The sequence below is a fragment of the Streptomyces sp. NPDC059371 genome (genome assembly GCF_042751995.1).
Taxonomy (GTDB): domain Bacteria; phylum Actinomycetota; class Actinomycetes; order Streptomycetales; family Streptomycetaceae; genus Streptomyces.
Map to the genome: position 1 here is coordinate 173,282 of NZ_JBHYXD010000002.1, position 25,130 is coordinate 198,411.

The 25,130-nt window shown below is 70.8% G+C and carries 21 protein-coding genes; 9 read left to right on the forward strand and 12 right to left on the reverse strand.

What is annotated here, in order from left to right:
- Nucleotides 1-182 precede the first annotated feature (182 nt).
- The gene (locus ACFXGX_RS02000; protein WP_384783654.1) at nucleotides 183-1,574 is read left to right on the forward strand and encodes an OFA family MFS transporter; all 1,392 of its coding nucleotides are present in this window, start codon (nucleotides 183-185) and stop codon (nucleotides 1,572-1,574) included.
- Complete coding sequence (locus ACFXGX_RS02005) at nucleotides 1,571-2,977, forward strand: OFA family MFS transporter (protein WP_384783656.1); 1,407 nt, start codon at nucleotides 1,571-1,573, stop codon at nucleotides 2,975-2,977. The genes ACFXGX_RS02000 and ACFXGX_RS02005 overlap by 4 nt, the downstream gene beginning before the upstream one ends.
- A 287-nt stretch (nucleotides 2,978-3,264) precedes the next feature.
- On the opposite strand, the gene ACFXGX_RS02010 is transcribed toward ACFXGX_RS02005, so the two are convergent.
- The 6 genes from ACFXGX_RS02010 to ACFXGX_RS02035 all read right to left on the reverse strand — a co-directional run bounded on the left by ACFXGX_RS02010 (nucleotide 3,265) and on the right by ACFXGX_RS02035 (nucleotide 10,542).
- Nucleotides 3,265-4,269 carry a sugar phosphate isomerase/epimerase family protein gene (locus ACFXGX_RS02010; protein WP_384783658.1) on the reverse strand — a complete coding sequence of 335 codons (1,005 nt, stop codon included), beginning with the start codon at nucleotides 4,267-4,269 and terminating at the stop codon, nucleotides 3,265-3,267.
- 12 nt (nucleotides 4,270-4,281) lie between these two features.
- Nucleotides 4,282-5,493, reverse strand: coding sequence for a Gfo/Idh/MocA family protein (locus ACFXGX_RS02015; RefSeq protein ID WP_384783660.1), 1,212 nt, complete (start codon nucleotides 5,491-5,493; stop codon nucleotides 4,282-4,284).
- 82 nt (nucleotides 5,494-5,575) lie between these two features.
- Complete coding sequence (locus ACFXGX_RS02020) at nucleotides 5,576-6,625, reverse strand: substrate-binding domain-containing protein (protein ID WP_384783662.1); 1,050 nt, start codon at nucleotides 6,623-6,625, stop codon at nucleotides 5,576-5,578.
- 20 nt (nucleotides 6,626-6,645) lie between these two features.
- A complete protein-coding gene (locus ACFXGX_RS02025; protein WP_384783664.1) occupies nucleotides 6,646-7,665 on the reverse strand; it encodes an ABC transporter permease in 1,020 nt (339 codons plus the stop codon).
- A complete protein-coding gene (locus ACFXGX_RS02030) occupies nucleotides 7,662-9,200 on the reverse strand; it encodes a sugar ABC transporter ATP-binding protein (RefSeq protein ID WP_384783666.1) in 1,539 nt (512 codons plus the stop codon). Before ACFXGX_RS02030 ends, ACFXGX_RS02025 begins: the two co-directional genes overlap by 4 nt.
- Nucleotides 9,201-9,360: 160 nt before the next feature.
- On the reverse strand, nucleotides 9,361-10,542 hold the full coding sequence (locus tag ACFXGX_RS02035; RefSeq protein ID WP_384783668.1) for an ROK family protein: 1,182 nt from the start codon (nucleotides 10,540-10,542) through the stop codon (nucleotides 9,361-9,363).
- 187 nt (nucleotides 10,543-10,729) lie between these two features.
- On the opposite strand from ACFXGX_RS02035, the gene ACFXGX_RS02040 reads away from it, so the two are divergent.
- The gene (locus tag ACFXGX_RS02040) at nucleotides 10,730-10,855 is read left to right on the forward strand and encodes a hypothetical protein (RefSeq protein ID WP_384783670.1); all 126 of its coding nucleotides are present in this window, start codon (nucleotides 10,730-10,732) and stop codon (nucleotides 10,853-10,855) included.
- Between the two features lie 185 nt (nucleotides 10,856-11,040).
- Here the strand turns inward: ACFXGX_RS02040 and ACFXGX_RS02045 are convergent, their stop codons facing one another.
- The 4 genes from ACFXGX_RS02045 to ACFXGX_RS02060 form a co-directional block, all read right to left on the reverse strand.
- Complete coding sequence (locus ACFXGX_RS02045; RefSeq protein WP_384783816.1) at nucleotides 11,041-11,715, reverse strand: GntR family transcriptional regulator; 675 nt, start codon at nucleotides 11,713-11,715, stop codon at nucleotides 11,041-11,043.
- Between the two features lie 324 nt (nucleotides 11,716-12,039).
- Nucleotides 12,040-12,987, reverse strand: a complete 948-nt coding sequence (locus ACFXGX_RS02050) for a beta-ketoacyl-ACP synthase III (protein ID WP_384783672.1) — start codon at nucleotides 12,985-12,987, stop codon at nucleotides 12,040-12,042.
- A gap of 136 nt (nucleotides 12,988-13,123) precedes the next feature.
- Nucleotides 13,124-13,285, reverse strand: a complete 162-nt coding sequence (locus ACFXGX_RS02055) for a hypothetical protein (protein ID WP_384783673.1) — start codon at nucleotides 13,283-13,285, stop codon at nucleotides 13,124-13,126.
- Nucleotides 13,254-14,585: an OFA family MFS transporter gene (locus tag ACFXGX_RS02060; RefSeq protein WP_384783675.1), complete on the reverse strand. Its 1,332-nt coding sequence runs from the start codon at nucleotides 14,583-14,585 to the stop codon at nucleotides 13,254-13,256. The genes ACFXGX_RS02055 and ACFXGX_RS02060 overlap by 32 nt, the downstream gene beginning before the upstream one ends.
- Nucleotides 14,586-14,845: 260 nt before the next feature.
- Between ACFXGX_RS02060 and ACFXGX_RS02065 the strand changes: the two genes are divergently transcribed.
- Complete coding sequence (locus tag ACFXGX_RS02065) at nucleotides 14,846-15,817, forward strand: 2-dehydropantoate 2-reductase (RefSeq protein WP_384783677.1); 972 nt, start codon at nucleotides 14,846-14,848, stop codon at nucleotides 15,815-15,817.
- Between the two features lie 250 nt (nucleotides 15,818-16,067).
- On the forward strand, nucleotides 16,068-16,931 hold the full coding sequence (fdhD, locus tag ACFXGX_RS02070) for a formate dehydrogenase accessory sulfurtransferase FdhD (protein ID WP_384783679.1): 864 nt from the start codon (nucleotides 16,068-16,070) through the stop codon (nucleotides 16,929-16,931).
- A 155-nt stretch (nucleotides 16,932-17,086) separates the two neighbouring features.
- Here fdhD and ACFXGX_RS02075 read toward each other — a convergent pair whose 3' ends face one another.
- Nucleotides 17,087-17,629, reverse strand: coding sequence for an isochorismatase family protein (locus tag ACFXGX_RS02075; RefSeq protein ID WP_384783681.1), 543 nt, complete (start codon nucleotides 17,627-17,629; stop codon nucleotides 17,087-17,089).
- 234 nt (nucleotides 17,630-17,863) lie between these two features.
- On the opposite strand from ACFXGX_RS02075, the gene ACFXGX_RS02080 reads away from it, so the two are divergent.
- Entirely contained in the window at nucleotides 17,864-19,735 is a 1,872-nt protein-coding gene (locus ACFXGX_RS02080; protein ID WP_384783683.1) for an exo-alpha-sialidase, read from the forward strand.
- Here the strand turns inward: ACFXGX_RS02080 and ACFXGX_RS02085 are convergent.
- Nucleotides 19,732-20,820, reverse strand: a complete 1,089-nt coding sequence (locus tag ACFXGX_RS02085) for a bile acid:sodium symporter family protein (protein ID WP_384783818.1) — start codon at nucleotides 20,818-20,820, stop codon at nucleotides 19,732-19,734. The genes ACFXGX_RS02080 and ACFXGX_RS02085 overlap by 4 nt on opposite strands.
- A 171-nt stretch (nucleotides 20,821-20,991) precedes the next feature.
- On the opposite strand from ACFXGX_RS02085, the gene ACFXGX_RS02090 reads away from it, so the two are divergent.
- From ACFXGX_RS02090 to ACFXGX_RS02100, 3 genes are all read left to right on the forward strand, one after another.
- Entirely contained in the window at nucleotides 20,992-21,864 is an 873-nt protein-coding gene (locus ACFXGX_RS02090; protein WP_355768546.1) for a LysR substrate-binding domain-containing protein, read from the forward strand.
- A 307-nt stretch (nucleotides 21,865-22,171) separates the two neighbouring features.
- Nucleotides 22,172-23,998: an AMP-dependent synthetase/ligase gene (locus ACFXGX_RS02095; protein ID WP_355768549.1), complete on the forward strand. Its 1,827-nt coding sequence runs from the start codon at nucleotides 22,172-22,174 to the stop codon at nucleotides 23,996-23,998.
- 247 nt (nucleotides 23,999-24,245) lie between these two features.
- Nucleotides 24,246-25,037, forward strand: coding sequence for an aldo/keto reductase (locus ACFXGX_RS02100; RefSeq protein ID WP_384783820.1), 792 nt, complete (start codon nucleotides 24,246-24,248; stop codon nucleotides 25,035-25,037).
- Nucleotides 25,038-25,130: the final 93 nt, after the last annotated feature.

Here is a 25,130-nt window from a genome sequence, read left to right on the forward strand (position 1 = left end):
CCCGGGGCGCTTATCCGGGGGGGGGGGGGGGGGGGGGGTTGGGGGGGTGTCGACAATCACTGGCGGGGGGGGGGGGCGGCCCGGGGGGGCGCGCCCCCCGCCCCCGGGACCCGTGAGCGCACGAAAGGCATGTGGCAGGGGGCGCTGACCAGATCTTTCGACGCAAGGGGATCTCGATCGACATGACAACCACCGGCTACTCGACATCGGTGCCACATCGCGAGGTGCGGGACCGGAACGGACGCGTGTACCGCGTCGGTGAGACCGACATCGACATCATGGGCCGAAAACGCGCCTGGATGGTCTTCCTGCCCTGGGCGGGCATGATGGGCATCAGCTCCGCCGAGTACGCGTTCACGTCGGCGGAGGACACACTGCACGAGGCTCATCTGTGGAGCAGCGGACACATCTTCTGGCTGATGGGCGTCTGGATCTTCTTCCAGGCGGCCGTGGCCTTCCCGGCCGGGCGACTGCGCGAGAGCGGCAGGCTCCCCGCCCGTACGGCGATGCTGCTGGGCGCGCTCGGCACGCTCCTCGGCTACGTGTCCCTGGCGTTCGCCCCGCATGTGGCGGTCGCCTATCTGGGCTTCGGCATGTGCAGCGGCATCGGAGCGGGTCTCGTCTACGCGACCTGCGTGAACATGGTCGGCAAGTGGTATCCGGAGCGCAAGGGCGGCAAGACGGGCTTCGTCAACGGCGGTTTCGCCTACGGGTCCGTGCCCTTCGTCTTCCTGTTCACCTCGTACATGGACCTGGGCAACTACCGGGGCGTCCTGGTGGGCGTCGGCCTGGTCTGCTGCGCCCTGGTCGCGGTGGCCGGCTGGTTCTTCAAGGACCCGCCGAAGGGCTGGTGGCCGCCGGACGTGGACCCGCTGAAGGTGCCGGACGACCCGAAGATCCGTCGGGCGCTGGAGAAGAACCCGCCGGCCGTGAAGCAGTACACCCCGAGGGAGGCCGCGCGTACCCCTGTTCTGTGGATGATGTGGTTCTGTCTGCTGTGCACGGCCGGGATCAACATCTTCGGCATCGCGTTCCAGGTCCCGTTCGGCAAGGACATGGGCTTCGCGGGTGGGGTCGTGGCCACGGCGATGTCGCTGAAGGCCATCGTCAACGGCACCGGGCGCGGGGTCATCGGCTGGATCTCCGACCGTGCCGGACGGCGCCACACGCTGATCATCGTGTGTCTGGTGCTGGGTTCGGCCCAGTTCGGCGTGCTGGTCTCGGGCCAGATGGGCAGCATGCCGTTCTTCCTGTTCTGCTCCATGGTCTCCGGCTTCGGCGGCGGCGCGATCTTCCCGCTGTTCGCGGCCATGACGGCGGACTACTTCGGTGAGAACAACAACGCCTCCAACTACGGGATGGTCTACAGCTCGAAGCTGATCTCGGGCCTCGTGGGCTCCGGCATGGGCGCGGTCGTCGTCGGCGCGTGGGACTACCACGGCGCCTTCGTGCTCGCCGGGTCCATCGGTCTGGCGTCCGCCGTGCTCGCCCTGTTCCTCAAGTCACCGGACCGGCCCGGGTCCCGCGGTGTCGTCCCCAATCCACACCCGCTCGGAGAGGAGATGGCGTCATGACGGCGGAACCCATGGCGGCGGAGGACTCACCGGACCGGCCCGGCGACCAGGGGCGCGCGTACCGGGAGCTCACGGACGCCCGGGGCCGTGTCTACCGGGTCGGCGAGACCGACCGCCAAATCCTCGGCCATTCACGCGCGTTCATGGTCTACCTCCCCTGGGTCGCCATGATGGCCATCAGTGTCTTCGAGTACGCGTACGGCTCGGCCGAGGACACCCTGTCCCACGCCCACGGCTGGACGCAGGGCAACACCTTCTGGATCCTGAGCGTCTGGGTGTTCTTCCAGGCCGGCATCGCCTTCCCGGCCGGCTGGCTGCGGGAGAGGAGCATCCTGACGGCTCGTCAGGCCATGTACGCGGGCTCGGTGATGTGCGCGGCCGGGTTCCTCGCCCTGTCGCATCTGGACAATGTCCTGCTGGCGATCCTGGGCTTCGGGGTCATCGGCGGTCTCGGGTCGGGCCTGGTGTACGCCACCTGTATCAACATGGTCGGGAAGTGGTATCCCGAGCGTCGTGGCGCGCGGACGGGATTCGTCAACGGCGGATTCGCCTACGGCTCCCTGCCGTTCATCTTCATCTTCAACTACGCCTTCGACACGGCCAATTACCACCGCGTGCTGGATCTCATCGGCGCCTACGTGATGATCGTGGTGCTGACCGCCGCGTTCTTCTTCAAGGACCCGCCGAAGAACTGGTGGCCCTCGGACGTCGACCCGCCGGCCCACGGCGGTTCCGGGAAGGGGGCCGCGATCCTCTCGAAGAACCCTCCCGCCGTGAAGCAGTACACCCCCAAGGAGGCCATCAGGACCGGCATGCTCCCGCTGATGTGGATCGCGCTGGTGATGACCGCCGGTGTGTCGATCTTCGGGATCTCCTTCCAGGTCGACTTCGCCAAGGACGTGGGCTTCGGCCCGCTGGTGGCGGCCTCGTCGATGGGGGTGATGGCGGTCGTCAACGGTGTGGGCCGGGGTGTGGTGGGCTGGCTCTCCGACACCTGGGGGCGCAAGCGGACCCTGGTCTTCGTGATCGTGGTCCTCGGACTCGCGCAGTTCGGCGTGATCTGGGCCGGTCACATCCACAGCGAGGCACTGTTCCTGTTCTTCGCGTTCCTCTCCGGATTCGGCGGCGGGGCCTTCTACCCGATGTTCGCGGCCCTGACCCCGGACTACTTCGGCGAGAACTACAACGCCACCAACTACGGGCTGGTGTACAGCGGAAAGCTGATCAGCGGTCTGTTCGGCGGCGGGCTCGGCTCGATGGTGGTCGCCGCCTGGGGCTACGACGGCGCGTACGCCCTGGCCGGCGGCATCTCCATGGTGGCGGCCGCCGTCGCCCTGCTGCTGCGGCAGCCGGGGCGCAGCACCGCGGACACCTCGGCGCCACAGCCGCAGCCGGTCGGCTGAGCGGCTGCGGGCACGGCAGGGAAGGGGCCCTCCTCACCGCCTGGCGAGGAGGACCCCTTCCGCGTACGGGGTCGGGACCCCCGTCCCCGGCCCCTCCCCCGCGTCCCCCGCGTCCCCGGGGTCCTGGTCCCCGACCCCGGGCCTCCGTCCCCCGGTGTCAAGACCCCCGTACCCCGGCCCCAGTCCCCCGGCTCCCGTCCCCGGCCCCAGTCCCCGTCCCCGTCCCGGGTGCCACGACCCCGTCCCCCGGGCCCCCGTCCCCCGGTGCCGCGGCCCACGTTCCCCGGCTAGCCGTTGCCTCCGAACGCCGCGTCGAACGACGCGGAGGGCGGCTCGAAGTCGTACGTCTTGAGCCGGGCCAGGGCCTCGGGCGCGCCGTGGAGCCGGTCCATGCCGGCGTCCTCCCACTCGACCGAGACAGGCCCGGTGTAGCCGATGGAGCGCAGCATCCGGAAGACGTCCTCCCAGGGGACGTCCCCGTGGCCCGCGGAGACGAAGTCCCAGCCGCGGCGAGGGTCTCCCCAGGGCAGATGGGAGCCGAGCCGTCCGTTGCGGCCGTCGAGGCGGGTGCGGGCCTCCTTGCAGTCGACGTGGTAGATGCGGTCGCGGAAGTCGTAGAGGAATCCGACGGGGTCGAGGTCCTGCCAGACGAAGTGGGAGGGGTCGAAGTTGAGGCCGAAGGCCGGACGGTGGCCGATCGCCTCCAAGGCCTTGTGCGTGGTCCAGTAGTCGTAGGCGATCTCGCTCGGGTGGACCTCGTGGGCGAAGCGGACGCCCTCGGCGTCGAAGACGTCCAGGACGGGGTTCCAGCGGGTCGCGAAGTCCTCGTAGCCGCGCTCGATCATCGCTTCGGGGACGGGCGGGAACATGGCGACGAGGTGCCAGATCGCCGAGCCGGTGAACCCGATGACGGTGTCGACGCCGAGGGCGGCCGCCGCGCGGGCGGTGTCGGCGATCTCGGCGGCGGCCCGCCTCCGGACGCCTTCGGGTTCACCGTCGCCCCAGACGCGGGCGGGCAGGATCGCCAGATGACGTTCGTCGATGATGGCGTCGCAGACTGCCTGGCCGACCAGATGGTTGGAGATCGCCAGGCACTTGAGACCGTACTTGTCGAGAAGCGCGCGCCGGGACTCCACGTAGGAGGGGTCCCCGAGCGCCTTGTCGACCTCGAAGTGGTCGCCCCAGCAGGCGAGTTCGAGTCCGTCGTAGCCGAAGTCACGGGCCAGTCGGCAGACCTCCTCGAGGGGCAGGTCGGCCCACTGGCCGGTGAAGAGCGTGAAGTCGCGCGGCATTTCGGGTCCTCCTCAGACCGCTACGGGGGTGTACGTGGAGTTCTTCCCGGCGCTCTCCTCGACCGCCGCGAGGACGCGCTGGACCTGGAGTCCGTCCGCGAAGGACGGTGCCGGGGGCCGCCCGTCGGCGATGGCCCGCACGAAGTCGCGGGCCTGGTGCGCGAAGGTGTGCTCGTAGCCGAGGCCGTGTCCCGGCGGCCACCAGGCGTCGAGGTAGGGGTGGTCGGGCTCCGTGACGAGAATGCGCCGGAAGCCCGCGTGGGCGGCGGGTTCGGTGTGGTCGTGGTAGGCGAGTTCGTTGAGCCGTTCCAGGTCGAAGGCCAACGAGCCGCGCTCGCCGTTGAGTTCGATGCGAAGGGAGTTCTTGCGTCCGGCGGCGAAGCGGGAGGCCTCGAAGGAGGCGAGCGCGCCGGAGGCGAAGCGGGCGGTGAACAGGGCGGCGTCGTCGACGGTGACGGCGTCCGAACGGGGGCCTCGCACGGGCCCGGAGGCCGACAGTCCGCCGGACGTCCGTGCGGGCAGGGGCCGTCGGCGTACGAAGGTCTCGGTGAGCGCGGAGACCCCGCCGAGCGGCTCCCCCGCCAGGTACTGCGCGAGGTCGACGATGTGGGCCCCGAGGTCGCCGAGGGCGCCCGAACCGGCCTTCTCCTTGCGGAGCCGCCAGGTGAGCGGGAACTCGGGGTCGGTGAGCCAGTCCTGAAGGTACGTCACCCGGACGTGCCGCAGGGTTCCGAGGCGGCCCTCGGCCACCATCGAGCGGGCGAGCGCGGTGGCGGGGAGACGGCGGTAGTTGAAGCCCACCATGGACATCTGACCGCGTCCGGCGGCCTCGGCCGCGGCCGCCGCCATCGTCTCCGCCTCCTCGACGGTGTTGGCGAGCGGCTTCTCGCACAGCACGTGCTTGCCCGCGGCCAGCGCGGCGACGGCGATCTCGGCGTGGCTGTCACCGGGGGTGCAGATGTCGACGACGTCGACGTCGTCCCGGGTGATCAGCGCGCGCCAGTCGGTCTCGGCGGCTCCCCAGCCGTGCCGGCCGGCCATCGCGCGTACGGCCTGTTCGTCTCGGCCGCACACGGCGGCGAGGACCGGGCGGCGCGGCAGGTCGAAGACGCGGCCCACGGTGCGCCAGCCCTGTGAGTGGGCGGCACCCATGAACGCGTAACCGACCATGCCCACGCCCAGGGGCGGTTTCGCGGCCTCGTCGCCCTGGTCCGGCTGTCCCATGCGGGGGTCCTCCTCGTCGTCGTGGCGCGGTGGGGGTGGGGCCCGGTCCCGCCGGACCGGGCCCCGTGGGCGGCGGCTCGCATCACCGGAAGCCGGTGGCCATGTACTGCTGGACGTTGTCCTTGTCGACGACGGCCGAGTAGAGCGTGAGCGAGGCGGGGATCTCGAACTCGGCGAGCCCGCTGATTCCCTTGCCCTGGCCGAGGGTCCGGGCGAGGTCGATCGCGGACGCGGCCATGGTCGGCGGGTACAGGACGGTGGCCTTCAGGACGCTGTCGTCGGCGTCGATGGCCTGGAAGGCGGAGAGCGCTCCGGCTCCGCCGACCATGAGGAAGCCGTCGCGGCCGGCCTGCTTGATGGCCCGCAGCGCTCCCACTCCCTGGTCGTCGTCGTGGTTCCACAGCGCGTCGAACTCCGGCTGGGCCTGCAGGAGCTGGGACATCTTGGCCTGGCCGGACTCGACGGTGAACTCGGCCGCCTGGCGGGCGACCTTCGTGATGTTCGGGTAGTTCTTCAGAGCGGCGTCGAAGCCCTGGGTGCGCTGCTTGGTGAGTTCCAGGTTGTCGAGCCCCGCGAGCTCGATGACCTTGGCGTTCTTCTTGCCCTTGAGCTTCTCGCCGATGTAGCGACCGGCGCTGAGGCCCATGCCGTAGTTGTCGCCGCCGATCCAGCAGCGGTACGCCTGGGGCGAGTTGAAGATGCGGTCGAGGTTGACGACCGGGATGCCCGCGCGCATCGCCTTGAGGCCGACCTGGGTCAGTGCCTTGCCGTCGGCGGGCAGCACGACCAGGACGTCGACCTTCTTGTTGATCAGGGTCTCGATCTGGCCGATCTGCGCCGCCGTGTCGTTGGAGCCCTCGGTGATCTCCAGGGTCACGTCCTTGTACTTCCCGGCGCGGCTCTTGGCGTTGTCGTTGATGGCGTTGAGCCAGCCGTGGTCGGCCTGGGGGCCGGCGAAGCCGATCGTGACGTGCTTGCCGGGCTTGCCGTCGGCGGCCGGACCGGAGTTCGCGGCGGGGTTCGCGTCCTTGGTGTCGTTGCTGGTGCAGCCGGTGAGGAGGGCGCCGGCCGAGACGGCGGCGGTCCCGAGGAGAAGACCTCTGCGGCTGGTCGGGCTCGTTGGTACTGGCATGGCGGTGGACCCTTCCCGTGTCAGGTCGTGCTTGCTGTGCGCCGCTGGACCAGGACCGCGGCGACGATGATCGCGCCCTTGGCGATCTGCTGGACGTCGCTCTGGAGGTTGTTCAGCGCGAAGATGTCGGTGATCGTCGTGAAGATCAGCACGCCGAGCACCGAACCGGTGATGGTGCCGCGGCCCCCGCTGAGCAGGGTGCCGCCGATGATCGCCGCCGCGATGGCGTCGAGCTCGTAGAGGTTGCCGTTCGTGTTCTGGCCGGAGCCGGACAGGATGACCAGCAGGAACGCGGCGATGCCGCAGCACAGTCCGGAGAGCAGATAGAGGTACAGCCGCTGACGTCGTACGTCGATGCCGGCGAGCCGGGCCGCCTCCGCGTTGCCTCCGACGGCGACCGTGCGCCGGCCGAAGGTGGTGCGGTTCAGCACCAGCCAGCCGATGACGGTGACGACGGCGAAGACCAGCACGAGAGGCGGGACACCGAGGACGTAGGAGTCGCGTTCGCCGAGCTTCAGGATTCCGTCCACGGTGACGATCTGGGTCCGGCCGTCGGTGATCTGGAGGGCCAGCCCGCGGGCCGAGGCGAGCATGGCGAGCGTCGCGATGAAGGGGACCATCCCTCCGTACGCGACGAGCAGTCCGTTGACCAGGCCGCAGCCGAGACCGACGAGGACCGCGGTGACGAGGATGCCCGTGAAGCCGTACTCCTGGGTGGCGACCGTCGTCGCCCAGACCGAGGCGAGGGCGACGATCGCGCCCACCGACAGGTCGATGCCGCCGGAGGTGATGACGAAGGTCATGCCGACGGTGACGACACCGATCACCGAGGCCTGGGTGAGCACGAGTTGGAGGTTGCGGGTGTCGAGGAACTCGTCGGGCCGGGTGACGCCGCCGATGACGACGAGGACGGCGAGGACACCGAGGAGCGAGAGCGTGCGAACGTCGGTGCGGGCCACCACGGCGCGCCACGAGGGGACTTCACCCGTGGCGGGCACCTTGCCGGTGCCGTCCCGGGGCGGGGACACGAACTGCGTCATGACGCCGGACTCCCTTCACTGGCCACGGGGCCTCCTTCCAGCACGAGATCGAGTACGCGGTGTTCGTCGAGGTCCCGGGCGGGCGCCGTGTGCACGACCCGGCCCTCGCGCAGCACCAGGACACGGTCGGCGAGCCCGAGCACCTCGGGGACCTCGCTGGAGACCAGGAGGACGGCGAGACCCTCGTCGGCGAGCCGGCGGATCACCGCGTACAGCTCGGCGCGCGCCCCGACGTCGACACCGCGTGTGGGCTCGTCGAGGAGCAGGACGCGGCAGCCGCGCAGCAGCCAGCGCGCCAGCACCGCCTTCTGCTGGTTGCCGCCGGACAGGGTCCTGACCGGGACGGCGGGATCGTCGGGGCGCAGGGAGAGTTCGCGGGTGGCGGCCCGCGCCGCCCCGCGTTCGGCCCGCCGGTCGATCCAGCCCCCGTGCGCGTAGCGGGACATGGAGGAGACGGAGACATTGCGGGTGACCGACTCCAGCATCAGCAGGGCCTGTGCCTTGCGTTCCTCGGGGGCCAGTCCGAGTCCGGCGCGCACCGCGGCACGGACGCTGCCGGTGCGCAGGGGCTTCCCGTCGACGCTGACCCGGCCGGTGGTCGGCCTGCGCGCTCCGTAGATCGTCTCCAGGATCTCGGAGCGGCCGGAGCCGACCAGTCCGGCCAGGCCGACGATCTCGCCAGGTCGTACGTCGAGGTCGAGCGGAGCGAACTCCCCCTGACGGGACAGTCCTTGGACCGAGAGCACCGGTTCGCCCGGCGGCCTTTCGCGGGGCCGGTCGGGGAAGACGTACTCGACGTTGCGACCTGTCATGAGGGAGATCACTTCGCGTGTCGGGGTCGATCCGGCGGGCAGTCCGCCCGCGACCGCGCGTCCGTCCTTCAGGACCGTGACCCGGTCGCCGATGCGGCGGATCTCCTCCAGGCGGTGCGAGATGTAGACCACGGCGACGCCGTCCGAGGTCAGTTGGGCGACGATCCGGAAGAGGTTGCCGACCTCGTCGGGGTCGAGCGCGGCGGACGGCTCGTCCATGACGATGAGCCGTACGTCGTGGGACAGCGCCCGCGCCATGGAGACGATCTGCCGCTGGGCGGCGGAGAGTTCACCGACGAGCCGGGCGGGGTCGATCTCCGGGTGGCCGAGCCGTCCGAGCAGCAGGGCGGTCGCCGTCCTGGCGGCCTTGCCCCTGACGACGAACCCGGCGGTGGTGGGCTCGTGTCCCAGGTGGACGTTCTCGGCGACCGACAGGCCCTCCACCAGGTCGAGTTCCTGGTAGATGGTGGCGATGCCGAGACGCATGGCGGCGATCGGGGAGTTGAGGGTGACGGGCTCGCCGCGCCAGACGATCGTGCCGCCGTCGGGCTGGTGGGCGCCGGAAAGGACCTTGATGAGCGTGGACTTCCCGGCGCCGTTCTGGCCGAGCAGACAGTGCACCTCGCCGGCCTCGACGTCGAGGTCGACGCCGTCGAGGGCCCGGACTCCGGGGAACGACTTGGTGATGCCGGACATGGTGAGCAGCGGTGGTTCTGGTGCCATGACGGTTCCCTCGGGCAGGCGTGCGGGCCGGTTGCCGGGCGGTGCGCGTACGGGCGGGGGTGTTTCGGGCACGGGGCGGCCGGTCGCGGCGCCGGTGGTCCGATTCCTGGAGACGGCTGGTGCGGGCGCGAAGAACGGGGCGCGGGCGGGAGGAGGTGGCTTACGCGGGTGAGAACAGGTGGTCGCTGATGAGCCGGGCCCCGCCGATGACTCCGGCGGCCGGGCCCAGCTCCCCGAGGACGATGGGCAGATTGCCGGTCGCGAGCGGCAGCGACTGGCGGTAGACCTGGGTGCGGATCGCGGCGAGCAGGGTGTGGCCGAGACCGGTCACCCCGCCGCCGATCACCACCAGGGCGGGATTGAAGAAGCTGACGAGCGCCGCGATGACCTGGCCGGTGCGGTTGCCGCCCTCCCGGATCAGATCGAGCGCGGTGGCGTCGCCCGCGGCGGCGGCCGCGGCGACGTCGACGGCGCTGAGCGTGCCGTTCGCCGCCAGCCGTACGGCGAGTTCGGCCGAGCGGCCCTGCTGGGCCGCCTCCACGGCGTCGCGCGCGAGCGCGGCACCGCTGAAGTGGGCTTCCAGACAGCCCCGGTTGCCGCAGGCGCACGGACGCCCGTCGGGCACGGCCTGGATGTGCCCGATGTCGCCCGCGCTGCCCGTCGCACCGCGATGGACCTCTCCGCCGACGACGATGCCGCAGCCGATGCCGGTGCCGATCTTGACGCAGAGGAAGTCGCCCACGGAGCGTGCGACGCCCGCGTGTTGCTCCCCCATGGCCATCAGGTTCACGTCGTTGTCGACCATGACCGGACAGCCGAGTTCCTGGCTGAGTGCCTCGCGGACCGGGAAGCCGTCCCAGCCCGGCATGATCGGCGGGGCGACCGGGACACCCTCGGGGAAGCGGACGGGACCCGGAACGCCGATCCCCGCCCCGTCGAACCCCTCCGCGATCCCCGATGCCCTCAACTTGGCGGCCATGGACAGCACTTGCTCGGAGACCGCGACCGGTCCCTCGCGTACGTCCATGGGCTGGTTGAGGTGTCCGAGGATCTCCAGCTCGGCGTTGGTGACGGCCACGTCGACCGACGTCGCGCCGATGTCGACGCCCAGGAACCGCAGCGCCGGCGAGAGCCGGATGTTGTGGGAGCGGCGGCCGCCCCGCGAGGCGGCGAGTCCGTCGGCCACCACGAGGCCGGTCTCGAGGAGCCGGTCCACCTCGACGGCCAGCTTCGACCGCGAGAGGTCGACGCGATCGCCGAGCTGGGCCCGGGAGTTGGGGCCGCCGTCGCGCAACAGACGCAGCAGCCGGGCCTGATGGGCGTTCGCGGGTCGCGCCGTCATACGTCTCACGAACCCCTCCCGCCTCGGCCGGCACCTGACACGGTCAGGTTCCGGCCACCGTCACCGGTCGCGCTTTCGAGGGGAACGTAGCAGTGGCTGCCGGGAGTTGGAAGAAGTAGCGCACGGATTGCAGCAGACTTTCTCCACTCCCAGGACAAAGAGGGATCGGAGGGCGAAGGACCGTTCGGTGCTGCGGCTGTGGGCGTTGACGTTCCGCGCGGTCGCGGTACCCGTCGCGGCGGCCACGGCCCTGCTCGGCATCCGGTTCTCGGCGGTCGTCGAACCGCCGGCACTGGTGGGGTGCTGGTGGTGATGCTCGGTGCGGAGGTCCGCTGGTCGCCCGCCCGCCGCGGCCCCCGGACGGCGACGGCGCCCGCCGAGCGACCGACGTTGACGGCGTCTGCCGAGCGACCGGCGGAGACGGCATCCACCGGCTGATCGACGGAGACGGCGCCCGCCGAGCGACGTGCGGAGTCCGCGGCCGCGTCCGTCGGCCGGCTACTTCTCGCGGTCGTGGTACATCTGACGCGTGTGCTCGGTGTGCGCGCGCATGACCGCGGTGGCCCGCTGTCCGTCGCGCTCCGCTATCGCGGCGATCAGGTCACGGTGCTCGATCCAGGACTGCCGCCCGCGCTGCCGGGCCACCGGCGTGTAGTACCAGCGGACCCGGCGGTCGACCTGGGCGGCGAGTTCGGCGAGGACCGCGTTGCCGGCGAGTTCCATGACCTTGGCGTGCAGCCGCGCGTTCGTCGCGACCGCGGCGTCGACGTCGTCGGCGGCGACCGCCCGTTCGCCCTCGGTGCACAGGTCTTCGAGCGCGCTGATGGCGGCCGGACCCGCGTTGGCGGCGGCGAGCCGGGCCGCCTCGGCCTCCAGGAGCGTACGGACGGTGAGGAGCTGGTCGGCCTCCGCCTCGGTCGGCTCGTGCACGAACGCGCCCTGGGCGGGCCGGAGATCGACCCAGCCCTCCGTGCTCAGCCGTTGCAGGGCCTCCCGCACGGGCTGCCGTGACACTCCGAGATGGCCTGCGAGTTCGCTCTCGACCAGGTGCTGGCCCGGCTGGAGGGCGCGGGTGGTGATGAGTTCGAGCAGCGCTTCGTAGACACGGTCACGGAGCGGGCCGGGGCGTTCGAGCTTGGGTACCGCTCCCTGAGGCAGGCCTGTCGACAACATCACGGTCCCTTCCTGGGCAGCGTCGTCGCCGCGATAAGGAAAGTCGATTGTCAATTTGTCTTTCGCCTACAGTCTACGGCGCACAAACGCGCCACAGACACGGGAGTTGGGCTTGTCACACCCGGGGACGCGGCCGCCGGACGGGCGGCTCGGCCCGCCTCACGGACAGCTCCGCCCCACGGACAGCCCCGTCTCACGAACGGCCCCGTCTCACGAACGGCTCGGCCCGCCCCTCGGACAGCTCCGCCTCACAGACAGCCCTGTCTCGCGAACGGCTCGGTCCGCCTCACGGGCAGCCCCGTCTCACGAACGGCTCGGCCCGCCTCACGGACAGCGGACGACCTGCCCCGCGTAGGAGAGATTGCCGCCGAAGCCGAAGAGCAGGACGGGATCGCCGGTGGAGATCTCGCCGCGCTCGACCAGCTTGGAGAAGGCGAGCGGGATGCTCGCGGCCGAGGTGTTCCCGGAGTCGACCACATCGCGCGCGACGACCGCGTTGACCGCGCCGATCTTCAGGGCGAGCGGCTCGATGATGCGCAGGTTGGCCTGGTGCAGGACGACCCCGGCGAGATCCTCGGGCGCGAGACCGGCGCGCTCGCACGCCTTCCGGGCGATCGGCGGGAGCTGGGTGGTGGCCCAGCGGTAGACGCTCTGCCCCTCCTGCGCGAACCGCGAGGGGGTGCCCTCGATGCGCACCGCGTGCCCCATCTCGGGGACCGAACCCCACAGCACCGGCCCGATACCGGGCTCCTCGCCCGCCGGGCAGGCCTCGACCACGGCGGCTCCCGCGCCGTCCCCGACGAGGACGCACGTGGTGCGGTCGGTCCAGTCCGTCACGTCGGTCATCTTGTCGGCGCCGATGACGAGCGCCCGGGTCGCGGCACCGGCGCGCACGGTGTGGTCGGCGGTGGCGAGGGCGTGGGTGAACCCGGCGCAGACGACGTTGACGTCCATCGCGGCGGGCGACGGGATGCCGAGGCGGGCGGCGACCCGGGCGGCCATGTTCGGGGACCGGTCGACGGCCGTGGAGGTGGCGACGAGGACGAGGTCGATGTCGCCGGGAGTCAGACCGGCCGAGGCGAGCGCCTTGGCGGCGGCGTGCGCGGCCAGCTCGTCGACCGGTTCGTCGGGCCCGGCGATATGGCGGGTCCGGATGCCCACACGGCTCCGGATCCACTCGTCACTGGTGTCGACCATGCCCGCCAGGTCCTCGTTGGTGAGTACCTTGGCGGGCTGATAATGGCCGACGGCGGCGATCCGTGTGCCGTTCATGGGTGGTCCCCCTCGTGCTTCGGGTAGCGGGATCCACCAGTCTGATCAGTGACTCGCGGGTACGACGGCAGGTGAAGCCACAGGATTGCGCCGCCAGGCTTGTCGGCTTCTGTCAGACCTTGGTATGTCCGAACATCTACCCCGAGAACAGTTGAGTGGCCTTCTGTACGAGCTCGTAGACGCCGTAGCACAGGGGAGCGCCCACCCACAGCCAGGCGAAGGCGGTCAGCGCCGGCCGGCCGGGCGGGCTCGGGACACCGGCGTCGTCAGGCGGACTCGGGCTGCTGTCGTGCGACATCGGCGGCCTCCCTGGGCGCGGGGATGTGATGGCGGGCGTGCACGGGGCGTACGAACTCGTTGGCGACGAAGCCGACGGCGAGCAGCCCGATCATGATCAGGAACGACAGTCCGTACAGGGACGATCCGTGTCTGCCCGCCGCCTCCTGGTGGTCGGCGATCCGGTTCACGATCAGCGGCCCGAGGACGCCGGCGGTGGACCAGGCGGTGAGCAGCCGTCCATGGATGGCACCGACCTGGTACGTGCCGAACAGGTCCTTCAGATAGGCCGGGACCGTGGCGAAGCCTCCGCCGTAGAAGGAGAGGATCACCAGCGCGCTCAGGATGAACAACGGTTTGGAGGAGTCCCCGAACCACGCGATGACTGCGTACATGAGGGCGCCGACCCCGAGGTAGACCCGGTAGATGTTCTTGCGCCCGATCAGGTCGGAGGTCGAGGACCAGCCGATCCGGCCGGCCATGTTGGCGGCGGAGAGCAGGGCGACGAATCCGGCGGCCGCCGAGGCGGTGACCGGGGTGGAGCTGTCCGTGAAGAAGTCCGTGATCATCGGGGCGGCCTTCTCCAGGATGCCGATGCCGGCGGTGACGTTCATGCACAGAACGACCCACAGCAGCCAGAACTGCGGGGTGCGGACGGCGTTGCGGGCGGAGACCTGGACCCCGTCGAGCGCGCTCGGCCCGGACGCGGCCGGCGTCTCGCCGCGCGGGACGCGCACCAGCAGCACGCCGAGCGTCATGAACACGGCGTACGAAAGACCGTGCACGAGGAAGGCGACCGCGATCCCGGAGGAGTCGGATCCGAACGACTTCAGCATCTGGGCGGACCAGGGCGAGGCGATCAGCGCGCCGCCGCCGAAGCCCATGATCGCGATGCCGGTGGCCATTCCGGGCCGGTCGGGGAACCACTTGATCAATGTGGAGACCGGTGAGATGTAGCCGATACCGAGGCCCGTGCCGCCGACGAAGCCGTAGCCGAGGACGATCAGCCAGTACTGCTCGGTGGCCGCGCCGAGCGCGGAGATGAGGAAGCCGGAGGAGAAGCAGACGAGGGCGACGGTCATGGCCCAGCGCGGACCGTTGCGCTCGACGAGGGTGCCGCCGAACGCGGCCGACAGGCCGAGCATCACGATGGCGACCTGGAAGGGCAGCGCGCTCTGGGTTCCGCTGAGACCGAGCGCGGATTCGAGCGGCGGCTTGAAGACGCTCCAGGCGTAGGCCTGGCCGATGGAGAGATGGACCGACAGGGCGGCCGGCGGGACGAGCCAGCGGCTCCAACCGGGGGGTGCGACGGGAGGGCTCATGATCCGGGACGATAGGAAGCGGTTGTCCGGCTGTGAAGCGGGGTGACGCGAACTCGTCGACCGTATGCGGTGAGCGGTATCCCTGGCGCGACGAACGGTCACCGGACCGGGGCACCGGGGGCGCGGACCCGTTCGGCGACAGCCGGTCCGGTCCGGTCCGGCCCGTACCCTTGTCGAGTCCCATTCCATCCTGTAGACAATATTTCGTCGACAGAGTTCGGCAGTTCCTCGGTACCCTCGACCGAACGGAGCGCCACACAGTGAGAGTCGCAGTTCTCGGCGCCGGTGCGATCGGCGCCTACGTCGGCGCCGCTCTGCACCGCGCGGGCGCCGACGTGCATCTCGTCGCCCGTGGACCGCATCTCGCGGCCATGAGGCGGCACGGCGTCCACGTCCTCAGTCCACGCGGGGACTTCACCGCGCAGGCCCACGCCACCGACGACCCGGCCGAGATCGGACCGGTCGACTACGTCTTCCTCGGTCTGAAGGCCAACTCGTACGCGGCGTGCGGGCCGCTGATCGAGCCCCTGCTGCACGACACGACGGCGGTCGTCGCCGCCCAGAACGGCATTCCCTGGTGGTACTTCCACCGGCACGGCGGACCGTACGACGGCCACCGGGTGGAGAGCGTGGACCCGGGCGGCGCGGTCGGCGCGGTCCTGGCCCCGGAGCGGGCAGTCGGGTGCGTCGTGTACGCCGCGACCGAACTGGCGGGACCGGGCGTCGTGCGCCATCTCGAAGGCACCCGGTTCTCCGTCGGGGAGCCCGACCGGTCCGTCTCGCCGCGCTGCCGGGCGTTCAGCGACGCCATGCGGGAGGGCGGGCTGAAATGCCCGGTCGAACCGGACCTGCGCAACGACATCTGGCTCAAGCTGCTCGGCAACATCTCCTTCAACCCCATCAGCGCGCTGGCCCGCGCCACGATGCGGCAGATGTGTCTGCACGGCGGGACGCGCAGGGTCATCGAGATCATGATGACCGAGACGCTGGCCGTCGCCCGGGCACTCGGCTGCGAGGTGGGGGTGTCCATCGAGCGGCGCCTCGCGGGTGCCGAGCGGGTCGGCGACCACCGCACCTCGACACTCCAGGACCTGGAGCGCGGCAAGCCGCTGGAGCTCGACGTACTGCTGGCGGCCGTCGTGGAACTCGCGGAGATCACCGGAGTGCCGGTCCCGACGCTGCGCACCGTGTACGCCATCTCGGATCTGCTCGCGCTGCGGACGGCGGCGTGAGGTGCCGAGGCGGACGGCGGCCTGAGGTGCCGTGGCGGACTGCTGCCTGAGGTGCCGTGGCGGACTGCTGCCTGAGGTGCGGAGCGGGCCGCCCGCCCGGCGAGGCGGCCCTCGGCCCGCTCCGCGGGTGCAGGACAATGAGATCGTGAAGGTCGCTCTCACGGCACGCCCGGGGTGACCCGAACGCCAACCGGCGATCGCGAGGGCCGATCCGGCCGGCCGAACGCATGGAAGCGGGACTGATCAGGACATGGGACGAGTCACGGAACGACGCAAGGTGATCCGCGTCCGGAACGGAGCCGTGAGCTCCCGACCGGACACGCTCGTCGCCGAGGAGCCGCTGGAGATCCGGCTCAACGGCAAGCCTCTGGCGATCACCATGCGCACCCCGGGCGACGACTTCGCGCTGGCCGCGGGGTTCCTGGTCAGCGAAGGGGTGCTGGGGCGTGCCGACGAGCTCCAGAACATCGTGTACTGCGCGGGAGCCACGGAGGACGGCTTCAACACGTACAACGTCGTCGACGTGCGGACGGCGCCCGGTGTCGTCATCCCCGACATCACGCTCGAACGGAATGTGTACACGACGTCCTCGTGCGGTCTGTGCGGCAAGGCGAGTCTGGACGCGGTCCGTACGACGGCCCGCTGGACCATCGACGACACGGAGGGCGGCACCACTCCCCCGGTGCGGCTGGAACCCGACCTGCTCGCGAGCCTCCCCGACCGGCTGCGCGCGGCCCAGCGGGTCTTCGACCGGACCGGGGGTCTGCACGCGGCGGCCCTGTTCACCGAGGAGGGTGAGCTGGTCGACATACGCGAGGACGTGGGCCGGCACAACGCGGTCGACAAGCTGGTCGGCCGCGCTCTGCAGAACGGCACGCTCCCGCTCTCCCGGACGGTCCTGCTGGTCTCCGGCCGGGCGTCTTTCGAGCTGGCGCAGAAGGCGGTGATGGCGGGCATCCCGGTGCTGGCGGCCGTCTCCGCTCCGTCGTCCCTGGCCGTCGACCTTGCGGCGGAGACCGGCCTGACCCTGATCGGCTTCCTGCGCGGCGCCAACATGAACGTGTACGCGGGCGAGCACCGCGTCACCCTGCGGGCCGCGGCCGGCCAGGGCTGACGGCGGCTCCCCCGCGGCACGGCGGCGGGGCCCCGGACGGCGGGGAGCGCCCCCTGCGCCGGAGGGGCCCCGCCTCGGTCCCGGACCACCGCCACCACCGCCGCAGCCGCAGCCGCAGTGCAGCCGCACGCGACGGGCTTCGCCCGTGCCCGGGTTCAGCGAACCGAGAAGCGCACCTCACGCGCGGTCACGACCGTGCCGAGGCGCGGGAAGTCCAGCCGGACGGAGGCGTCGTGCTCGGAGGCGGTGAACGCGGCCATCGCGTCCTCGACGAAGACGAGGTCGTAGCCGAGGTCGCCGGCGGCGCGCGCGGTGGACTCGACCCCGAGGTTGGTGGCGATCCCGCCGAACACCAGGGTGGAGACGCCGTGTTCGCGCAGCCGCTCGTCGAGGCCGGTGCCCTGGAACCCGCCGATGGTCCGCTTCACGATCTCCAGGTCACCCTCCGCGACGAGTCCGGCGACCAGTCCGCTCCCGGGCGGCTGCTCCGCGACTCCGGACCGCTCGACCCGGATGAGCACGACGAGAGCGGCCGCCTTCCGGAAGGACTCCGCCAACTCCTCGGCGGTGGCGAGAACTTCGGTCCCCTTGTTCGGTTCCAGGGGCAACGCCACGATGCGCTCCATCAGATCGACGAGCACGAGTGCGGTGCGCGCCGGGTCGAGGGCGAGGCGGGGTTCGGTTTCGGGTGCGGTCATGACGGAACGTTAGCCCGCATCAGCCGTCCGTACCGGAAATCCGGATCGACAAGCCCGTGAACTGCTCCTCTCCGGGCGGACACGCGAGCACGAAAATTCTGGCGTGAACACGACCGGTGCATGCTCCTTGTGGGGTGACTGAGGGCCCAAGTAGCCTCTGCGGCGCGAACGTTGGACGTGGGATGTCCTTAGAATCCGGATTGCCCAGCCGCCGTACGAAGGGCAGGTCGCACCATGCCGTCACGCCTCGCCACCCGTCTGAGATCCCTCTCAGCCGCTCTCCTCGGCATCGCCGCGCTGATCGTGCTCCCGGGCACGGCGCGGGCCGAACCCACTTCAGTCGCACCCGCGTTCGAGCAGCAGGTGTTGTTCAAAGCCTCGCAGGATCCGGGCTACGCCTGCTTCCGCATCCCCTCCGTCGTCCGGACGACCAGGGGAACGCTGCTGGCGTTCGCCGAGGGACGCGTCCTCAACTGCGGTGACGCGGCCGACATTGACATCGTGGTGAAGCGCTCCGACGACGGCGGCCGCACCTGGAGCCCGCTCCGGGTCGTCAACGAGGGGAACGGGGACACCCACGGCAACCCCACCCCGGTCGTGGACCGCGAGACCGGCCGGATCGTGCTGGCGGAGACCTACAACACGGGCCGTACGGACAGCGCGAGCTGCTCGGTCCCCTGCGACCGCACCCCGCATCTCCAGTACAGCGACGACGACGGTCTGAGCTGGTCGCAGCCGCGCGATCTCAGCACCGAGATCCTGCCCGCGAACTGGAACTCCTGGTACGCCACCGGTCCGGTCCACGGCGTCCAGCTCACCCGCGGCCGGCACGCGGGACGGCTCGTGTTCGCCGTCAACACCGAGACCTGGGACGGCAGCCGGGTCACCGCCAACAACGCCGCCCTCATCACCAGCGACGACGGCGGCGGCCACTGGGACATCGGGGCGAGCGACTCCTGGCCGATCGCGGCCGACGGCACCTTCCGGCAGAAGCCGTCCGAGATGACCCTCACGGAGCGCACCGACGGATCGCTCCTGATCAGCGGCCGTGAGCAGGACGGGACCGACCTCGGCCACCGCACCCAGGCGGTCAGCCGGGACGGCGGCGACAGCTTCGTGTCCCCCTTCCGTGACGTCCCGGACCTCTACGCGCCCCAGGTGCAGGGCTCGACGCTGCGCTTCGGGGACCGGATCCTGCTCTCATGCCCCGCCGACCCGGACCGCCGCCGCACGATGACGGTCCGCTCCTCCTACGACGGCGGACGCACCTGGGACAGCGTGGACCGCGGGACGGTCGTCACCACCGACTGGTCGGGCTACTCCGACCTGGTGGGTATCGACGGCGACACCGTGGGCCTGCTGTACGAGGGCGGCGCGGTCGACGCACGCGACGAGATCCGCTTCGCCCGCTTCACCGAGGACTGGCTCCGGCCACGCCGGGGCCCGGACCCCACGACGGCCGACCTCGCTCCGCTCACCCGGCGGGCGGCGGTCCTCGGCGACCCGGGCGAGACCGCCGGCGTGCTCGGGGGCGGGCTGGAGTTCGACGGCACCGACGACGCCGTACGACTGCCGTATCAGGACCGGCTGCCGCTGGGGACGAAGGACTTCACGGCGTCCCTGTGGTTCCGCTACACGGCCACCGGCGGTGAGCAGCCCCTGCTGTGGATGGGCGGAATCGGTACGAGCCAGCCGCAGGTGTGGCTGCGCGGGGAGCCCGCGTCCAACCGGATCACCGGGCTCATCACCACCAGGAACGGCGCGTCGGCCCCGGCCACGGCGTTCGTGCGCACCACGAGCTCCTTCAACGACGGCCAGTGGCACCATCTGGCGCTGCGCCGCGGCGGGGGGCAGCTCACCCTGTTCCTCGACGGGACGACGGTCAGTACGGCGGACGTGCCCGGATCGGTGAGCCGGAACTCGCCGTTCGGCGTGCACATCGGCCAGCGGATGGACAGCCGGGCCTTCTTCACCGGGGCGATCGACGATGTGCGGGTCTACGACCGCGCGTTGAGCGACGACGAGCTGTCCGCGCCGCCCTCGCGGAAGGTGACCCGGGACACCGTCCTGTGGCTTCCCCTGGACCGGGTCGCCAAGGACGGTTAGTGTCCCGCCGTCGCGGCCGGGGAGACCCGGGGCCCGGCGGAGCGGGCCGGGCCGGCGGCCCGGCCCGCTCCTTCGGCCCTACCTCCCGTGTCCGCCGTGCCCCCGCCACCGGACGGCCGGCCCGGGCCGGTGCGGCCGCTCACCTCCGGATCACGGGCCCGGCGTCTGGCGATCACCGCGCACACCATGAGCTGCATCTGGTGGAAGAGCATCAGCGGGAGCACGGCGAGGGAGGCGTGCGCGCCGAACAGGACACCGGCCATGGGCAGGCCCGAGGCGAGCGACTTCTTGGACCCGGCGAACTGGATGGCGATCCGGTCCTCGCGGTCGAAGCGCAGGGCCTTCGCGCCGTACCAGGTCAGGAGGAGCATGACGCCGAGCAGCAGCGCCTCGACGACGAGGAGCCCCGCCAGCCGGGCGCCGCTGACCTGGCTCCAGATGCCCTGCACCATGCCCTCGCTGAAGGCGGTGTAGACGACGAGCAGGATGGATCCGCGGTCGACGTGGCCGAGGACCTTCTTGTGGCGGGTGATGAAGCCGCCGATCCACGGGCGCAGCAGTTGTCCGGCCAGGAACGGCACGAGCAGTTGCAGCACGATCCTGACGACCGAGTCCGTGGAGAAGCCGCCGCCGCTGCTGCCGAGGAGCAGCGCGGCGAGCAGCGGGGTGATGACGATGCCGGCGAGGGAGGAGAAGGAGCCCGCGCAGATGGCGGCGGGCACGTTGCCGCGGGCGATCGAGGTGAAGGCGATCGACGACTGGATGGTCGAGGGGACGAGCGTGAGGAAGAGGAGGCCGGTGTAGAGGTCGTGGGTCAGGAAGACCGGCTCCAGGCCGCGGGCGGCGAGGCCGAGCAGCGGGAACGCCACGAAGGTGCAGACCAGGACCGTACCGTGCAGCCGCCAGTGTTTGAGGCCGTCCATCGCCTCACGGGTGGACAGGCGTGCGCCGTACAGGAAGAAGAGGAAGGCGATGGCCGCCGTGGACGCGCCCGAGGCGACGTCCGCCGCCGTTCCGCTCGCCGGGAACAGGGCGGCGAGGCCCACGGTCCCGAGCAGCAGCAGGATGTAGGGGTCGACCGGCATCCAGCTCGGCCACTGCAGGCGTTTCACGGTGCTCCACTGCTCGGTTGCTCGGTTCGGTGCCGGTGATCGCCGTCGGCGGATCGTGCCCTCTCTATCGTCCTCTCCCGGGCCGCGATCGGGAATCCGTCATACCGCTCTGACTGTCATCACGTATCGCGATAACGTGGGCCCGTGTACGACCCTTCCCAGCTGCGTACGTTCCTGGCGGTGGCCCAGACGCTGAGCTTCACGCGGGCCGCCAGGCGGCTGGGGGTGCGCCAGTCCACGGTCAGCCAGCATGTGCGCCGGCTGGAGGACGCCGCCGGGCGGCAGTTCTTCTCACGCGACACCCACTCCGTGGAGCTCACCGAGGACGGGGAGGCGATGCTCGGGTTCGCGCGGCGGATCCTGGAGGTGCAGGAACAGGCGACGGCGTTCTTCACGGGTACCCGGCTGCGGGGCCGGCTGCGCTTCGGCGCGTCCGAGGACTTCGTGCTGACCCGGCTGCCGGAGATCCTGGAGGGGTTCCGCACCGACCACCCCGAGGTGGACCTGGAGCTGACGGTGGAGCTGTCCGGCACGCTCCACGAGCAGCTCGCCGCCGGGCATCTCGATCTGGTGCTGGCGAAACGGCGGCCCGAGGATCCGCGCGGGGAACTCGTCTGGCACGACCGTCTCGTGTGGATCGGCGCCCAGCGGTTGCGGCTCGACCCGGACCGCCCGGTCCCGCTGATCGTCTACCCGCCCCCGGGCATCACCCGTGCGCTGGCCCTCGAAGCGCTGGAGCGCCAGGGGCGGCCGTGGCGCGTCGCCTGTACCAGCGGCAGCCTCAACGGTCTGATCGCGGCGGCCCGCGCGGGCCTCGGCGTGATGGCCCACTCGCGGGGGCTGGTGCCGCCCGGCCTGGTCCGGGTGCCGGAGCGGGCGGGGCTGCCGGAGCTCGGCGAGGTCGACTTCGTGCTGGTGCACGGCCGGCGGCGGCCGTCCGCGCAGGACGCCGCGGACGCGCTCGCGACGGCGATCCTCGCGGGCGGGGACCGGCTGCACAGGGGGCAGCGGAGTTAGGGACTGCCGTTTGGATCATGCGGCGGGACGCGGGGCCGACCCTCGGTCGAAACAGCCGGATTGAGGCATTCCGGATCGGCTCTCCAGGGCTCTGGGATCCCCCTGCGGGGTCGTGCCGATTCCGTGGAGATTACGGACTCGAAACCTACGGAACCGTAGGGGATTCTGTCCGACCCTTCCCCTTGTGCGGCATTTCCGTGGTTGACCTGTGCGGACGCCACACCCCTCGGCGGTTCGAGCCCCCTCCCGTCCACTCGCGTGGTGGGGTAGCTTTCACGGCGCTGTGCGGAGGCCACGAGGAGCGGTATTGCGCGAGTTCACCAACCCCCCGTTGGCGTCGGCGCCGCCGGTGGGCGGCCTGGCCGACGCCGTGTTCGAGTATGCCCGGGTGGATCCGCTCCACGTCGCGCTCGGCCGCAAGGACGAGCAGGGACAGTGGCGCGATGTCACCTCGGCGGAGTTCCGGGACGAGGTCCTGGCGCTCGCCAAGGGCATGCTGTCCCAGGGCATACGTTTCGGCGACCGGGTCGCCATCATGTGCCGCACCCGCTACGAGTGGACCCTCTTCGACTTCGCCCTGTGGACGATCGGCGCCCAGGTCGTACCGATCTACCCCACCTCCTCCGCCGAGCAGGTCTTCTGGATGCTGCACGACGCGCAGGTGTCGGCGGTCATGGTGGAGCACGAGGACCACGCGATGACCATCGCCACGGTCGTCGACCGGCTGCCCCAGCTCCACAAGCTGTGGCAGCTCGACGTGGGCGCGGTGCACGAGCTGTACGAGGCGGGCGCGCACCTCGACGACGAGGTGGTGCACCGGCACCGTCGCGCCGTCACCCCCGAATCCATCGCGACGATCATCTACACCTCGGGCACGACAGGGCGCCCCAAGGGCTGTGTCATCTCGCACGCGAACTTCATGTTCGAGGCGGACACCGTCATCGAGCGCTGGGAGCCCGTCTTCCACTCCAAGCGCGGCGACGAGGCGAGCACCCTGCTGTTCCTGCCGCTCGCGCACGTCTTCGGGCGGATGGTGCAGATCGCCGCGTTCCGCGGAGGGGTCAAGTTCGGGCACCAGCCCCAGCTCAACGCGTCCGCGCTGCTGCCGGACCTCGCCGCCTTCCGGCCCACCTTCTTCCTGGCCGTGCCGTACATCTTCGAGAAGGTCTTCAACTCCGCGCGCCGCAAGGCCGAGAGGGAGGGCAAGGCCGGTCCCTTCGAGAAGGCCGTCGACGTCGCCGTGCGCTACGCGGACGCCGTCGAGGCCAAGGCCTGGGGCACCGGTCCGGGCCCCTCGGCGAGCCTGCGCATGCAGCACCAGGTCCTCGACAAGCTCGTCTACTCCAAGGTCCGGGCCGCGATGGGCGGCCGGGTCAGACACGCGATGTCCGGCGGCTCGGCGATGGACCGGCAGCTCGGGCTGTTCTTCGCGGGCGCGGGCATCACCATCTACGAGGGGTACGGGCTCACCGAGTCCACGGCGGCCGCCACCGCCAACCCGCCCGAGCTCACCCGGTTCGGCACCGTCGGGCAGGCGATCCCCGGGACCACCGTGCACATCGCGGACGACGGCGAGATCTGGCTGAACGGCGGCAACGTCTTCCAGGGCTACCTGAACAACGACAAGGCCACCGACGCCACCCTGCACGACGGCTGGCTCGCCACCGGAGACCTCGGGTCCCTGGACGAGGACGGCTATCTCACCATCACCGGGCGCAAGAAGGAGATCCTGGTGACCTCCGGCGGCAAGAGCGTCTCGCCGGGCACGCTGGAGGAGCGGGTGCGCGACCATCCGCTCGTCGCGCAGTGCATAGTGGTCGGCAACGACCGGCCGTACATCGCCGCGCTCGTCACCCTCGACTCCGAGGCCGTCGAGCACTGGCTCCAGATGCGCGGCAAGCCTCCGCTCTCGGCCGGGGATCTGGTGCGCGACCCCGATCTGGAGACCGAGGTGCGGCGCGCCGTGGTCGCCGCGAACACGCTGGTCTCGCAGGCCGAGTCGATCCGCACCTTCCGGATCCTGGCCAACCAGTTCACCGAGGAACACGGCCTGCTGACGCCGTCGCTGAAGCTGAAGCGCAAGGCGATCGAGAAGGCGTACGAGACCGAGGTCGAGGCGCTCTACCGGACGTAGGGCCGGTCGTTCGGATCGTGCGGCGAGGCGCGTGGCCGGCGGACGGAAGCCCCTGTCGGTCTCCGGCGCGAACCCCCGGCGTGATTGATCGGACTATTTCAGCCAATCTTCGATTCCGCGTGCCCGGAGCCCGGTCAGGAATGCATCACGGCCCGTGATCGTTGACCATACGAAGACCACCCGACGACTTAAGGATCGAGAGCTCGTGAGCAAGGTCCCCCCGATCATCCTGAACAACGGCGTCGAGATGCCACAGCTCGGCTTCGGTGTCTGGCAGGTGCCGGACGACGAGGCGGAGCGGGCGGTCGCCACCGCACTGGAGTCCGGGTACCGCAGCATCGACACAGCGGCGATCTACGGCAACGAAGAGGGCACCGGCAAGGCCGTGAGCGCCTCCGGCATCGCCCGCCAGGAACTCTTCGTCACCACCAAGCTCTGGAACAGCGACCAGGGGTACGACTCCGCGCTGCGTGCCTTCGACACCTCGCTGGAGAAGCTCGGCCTGGACTACGTCGACCTGTATCTGATCCACTGGCCGACGCCGGCCCGCGGCCGTTACGTCGACACGTTCAAGGCCCTGGAGAAGATCTACGCCGACGGCCGCGCCAAGGCCATCGGCACCTCGAACTTCCTCCCGGAGCACCTGGCGAAGCTGATCGACGAGACGTCCGTCATCCCGGCGGTCAACCAGATCGAGCTGCACCCGCACCTCCAGCAGCGCGCGGCCCGTGAGTTCCACGCCGAGCAGGGCATCGCGACCGAGGCCTGGTCGCCGCTGGGCCAGGGCAAGGGCCTCCTGGAGGTCCCGGCGATCGTCGCCATCGCCCAGAAGCACGGCCGCACCCCGGCCCAGATCGTCCTGCGCTGGCACCTCCAGCTCGGAAACGTCGTGATCCCGAAGTCCGTGACGCCGTCCCGGATCAAGGAGAACATCGACGTCTTCGACTTCTCCCTGGACACCGAGGACATCGCGGCGATCTCGGCACTGAACGAGGACCGCCGGCTGGGGCCCGACCCGGCCGCGTTCGACATCGGCTGACCCGCCCGGATCACCCTCGGCCGCACACCGGCCGACGGGCACCGATACGCCGGGGGGGCGGGCGCCACAGCAGCCCCCGGGCGCGCGGGTTGA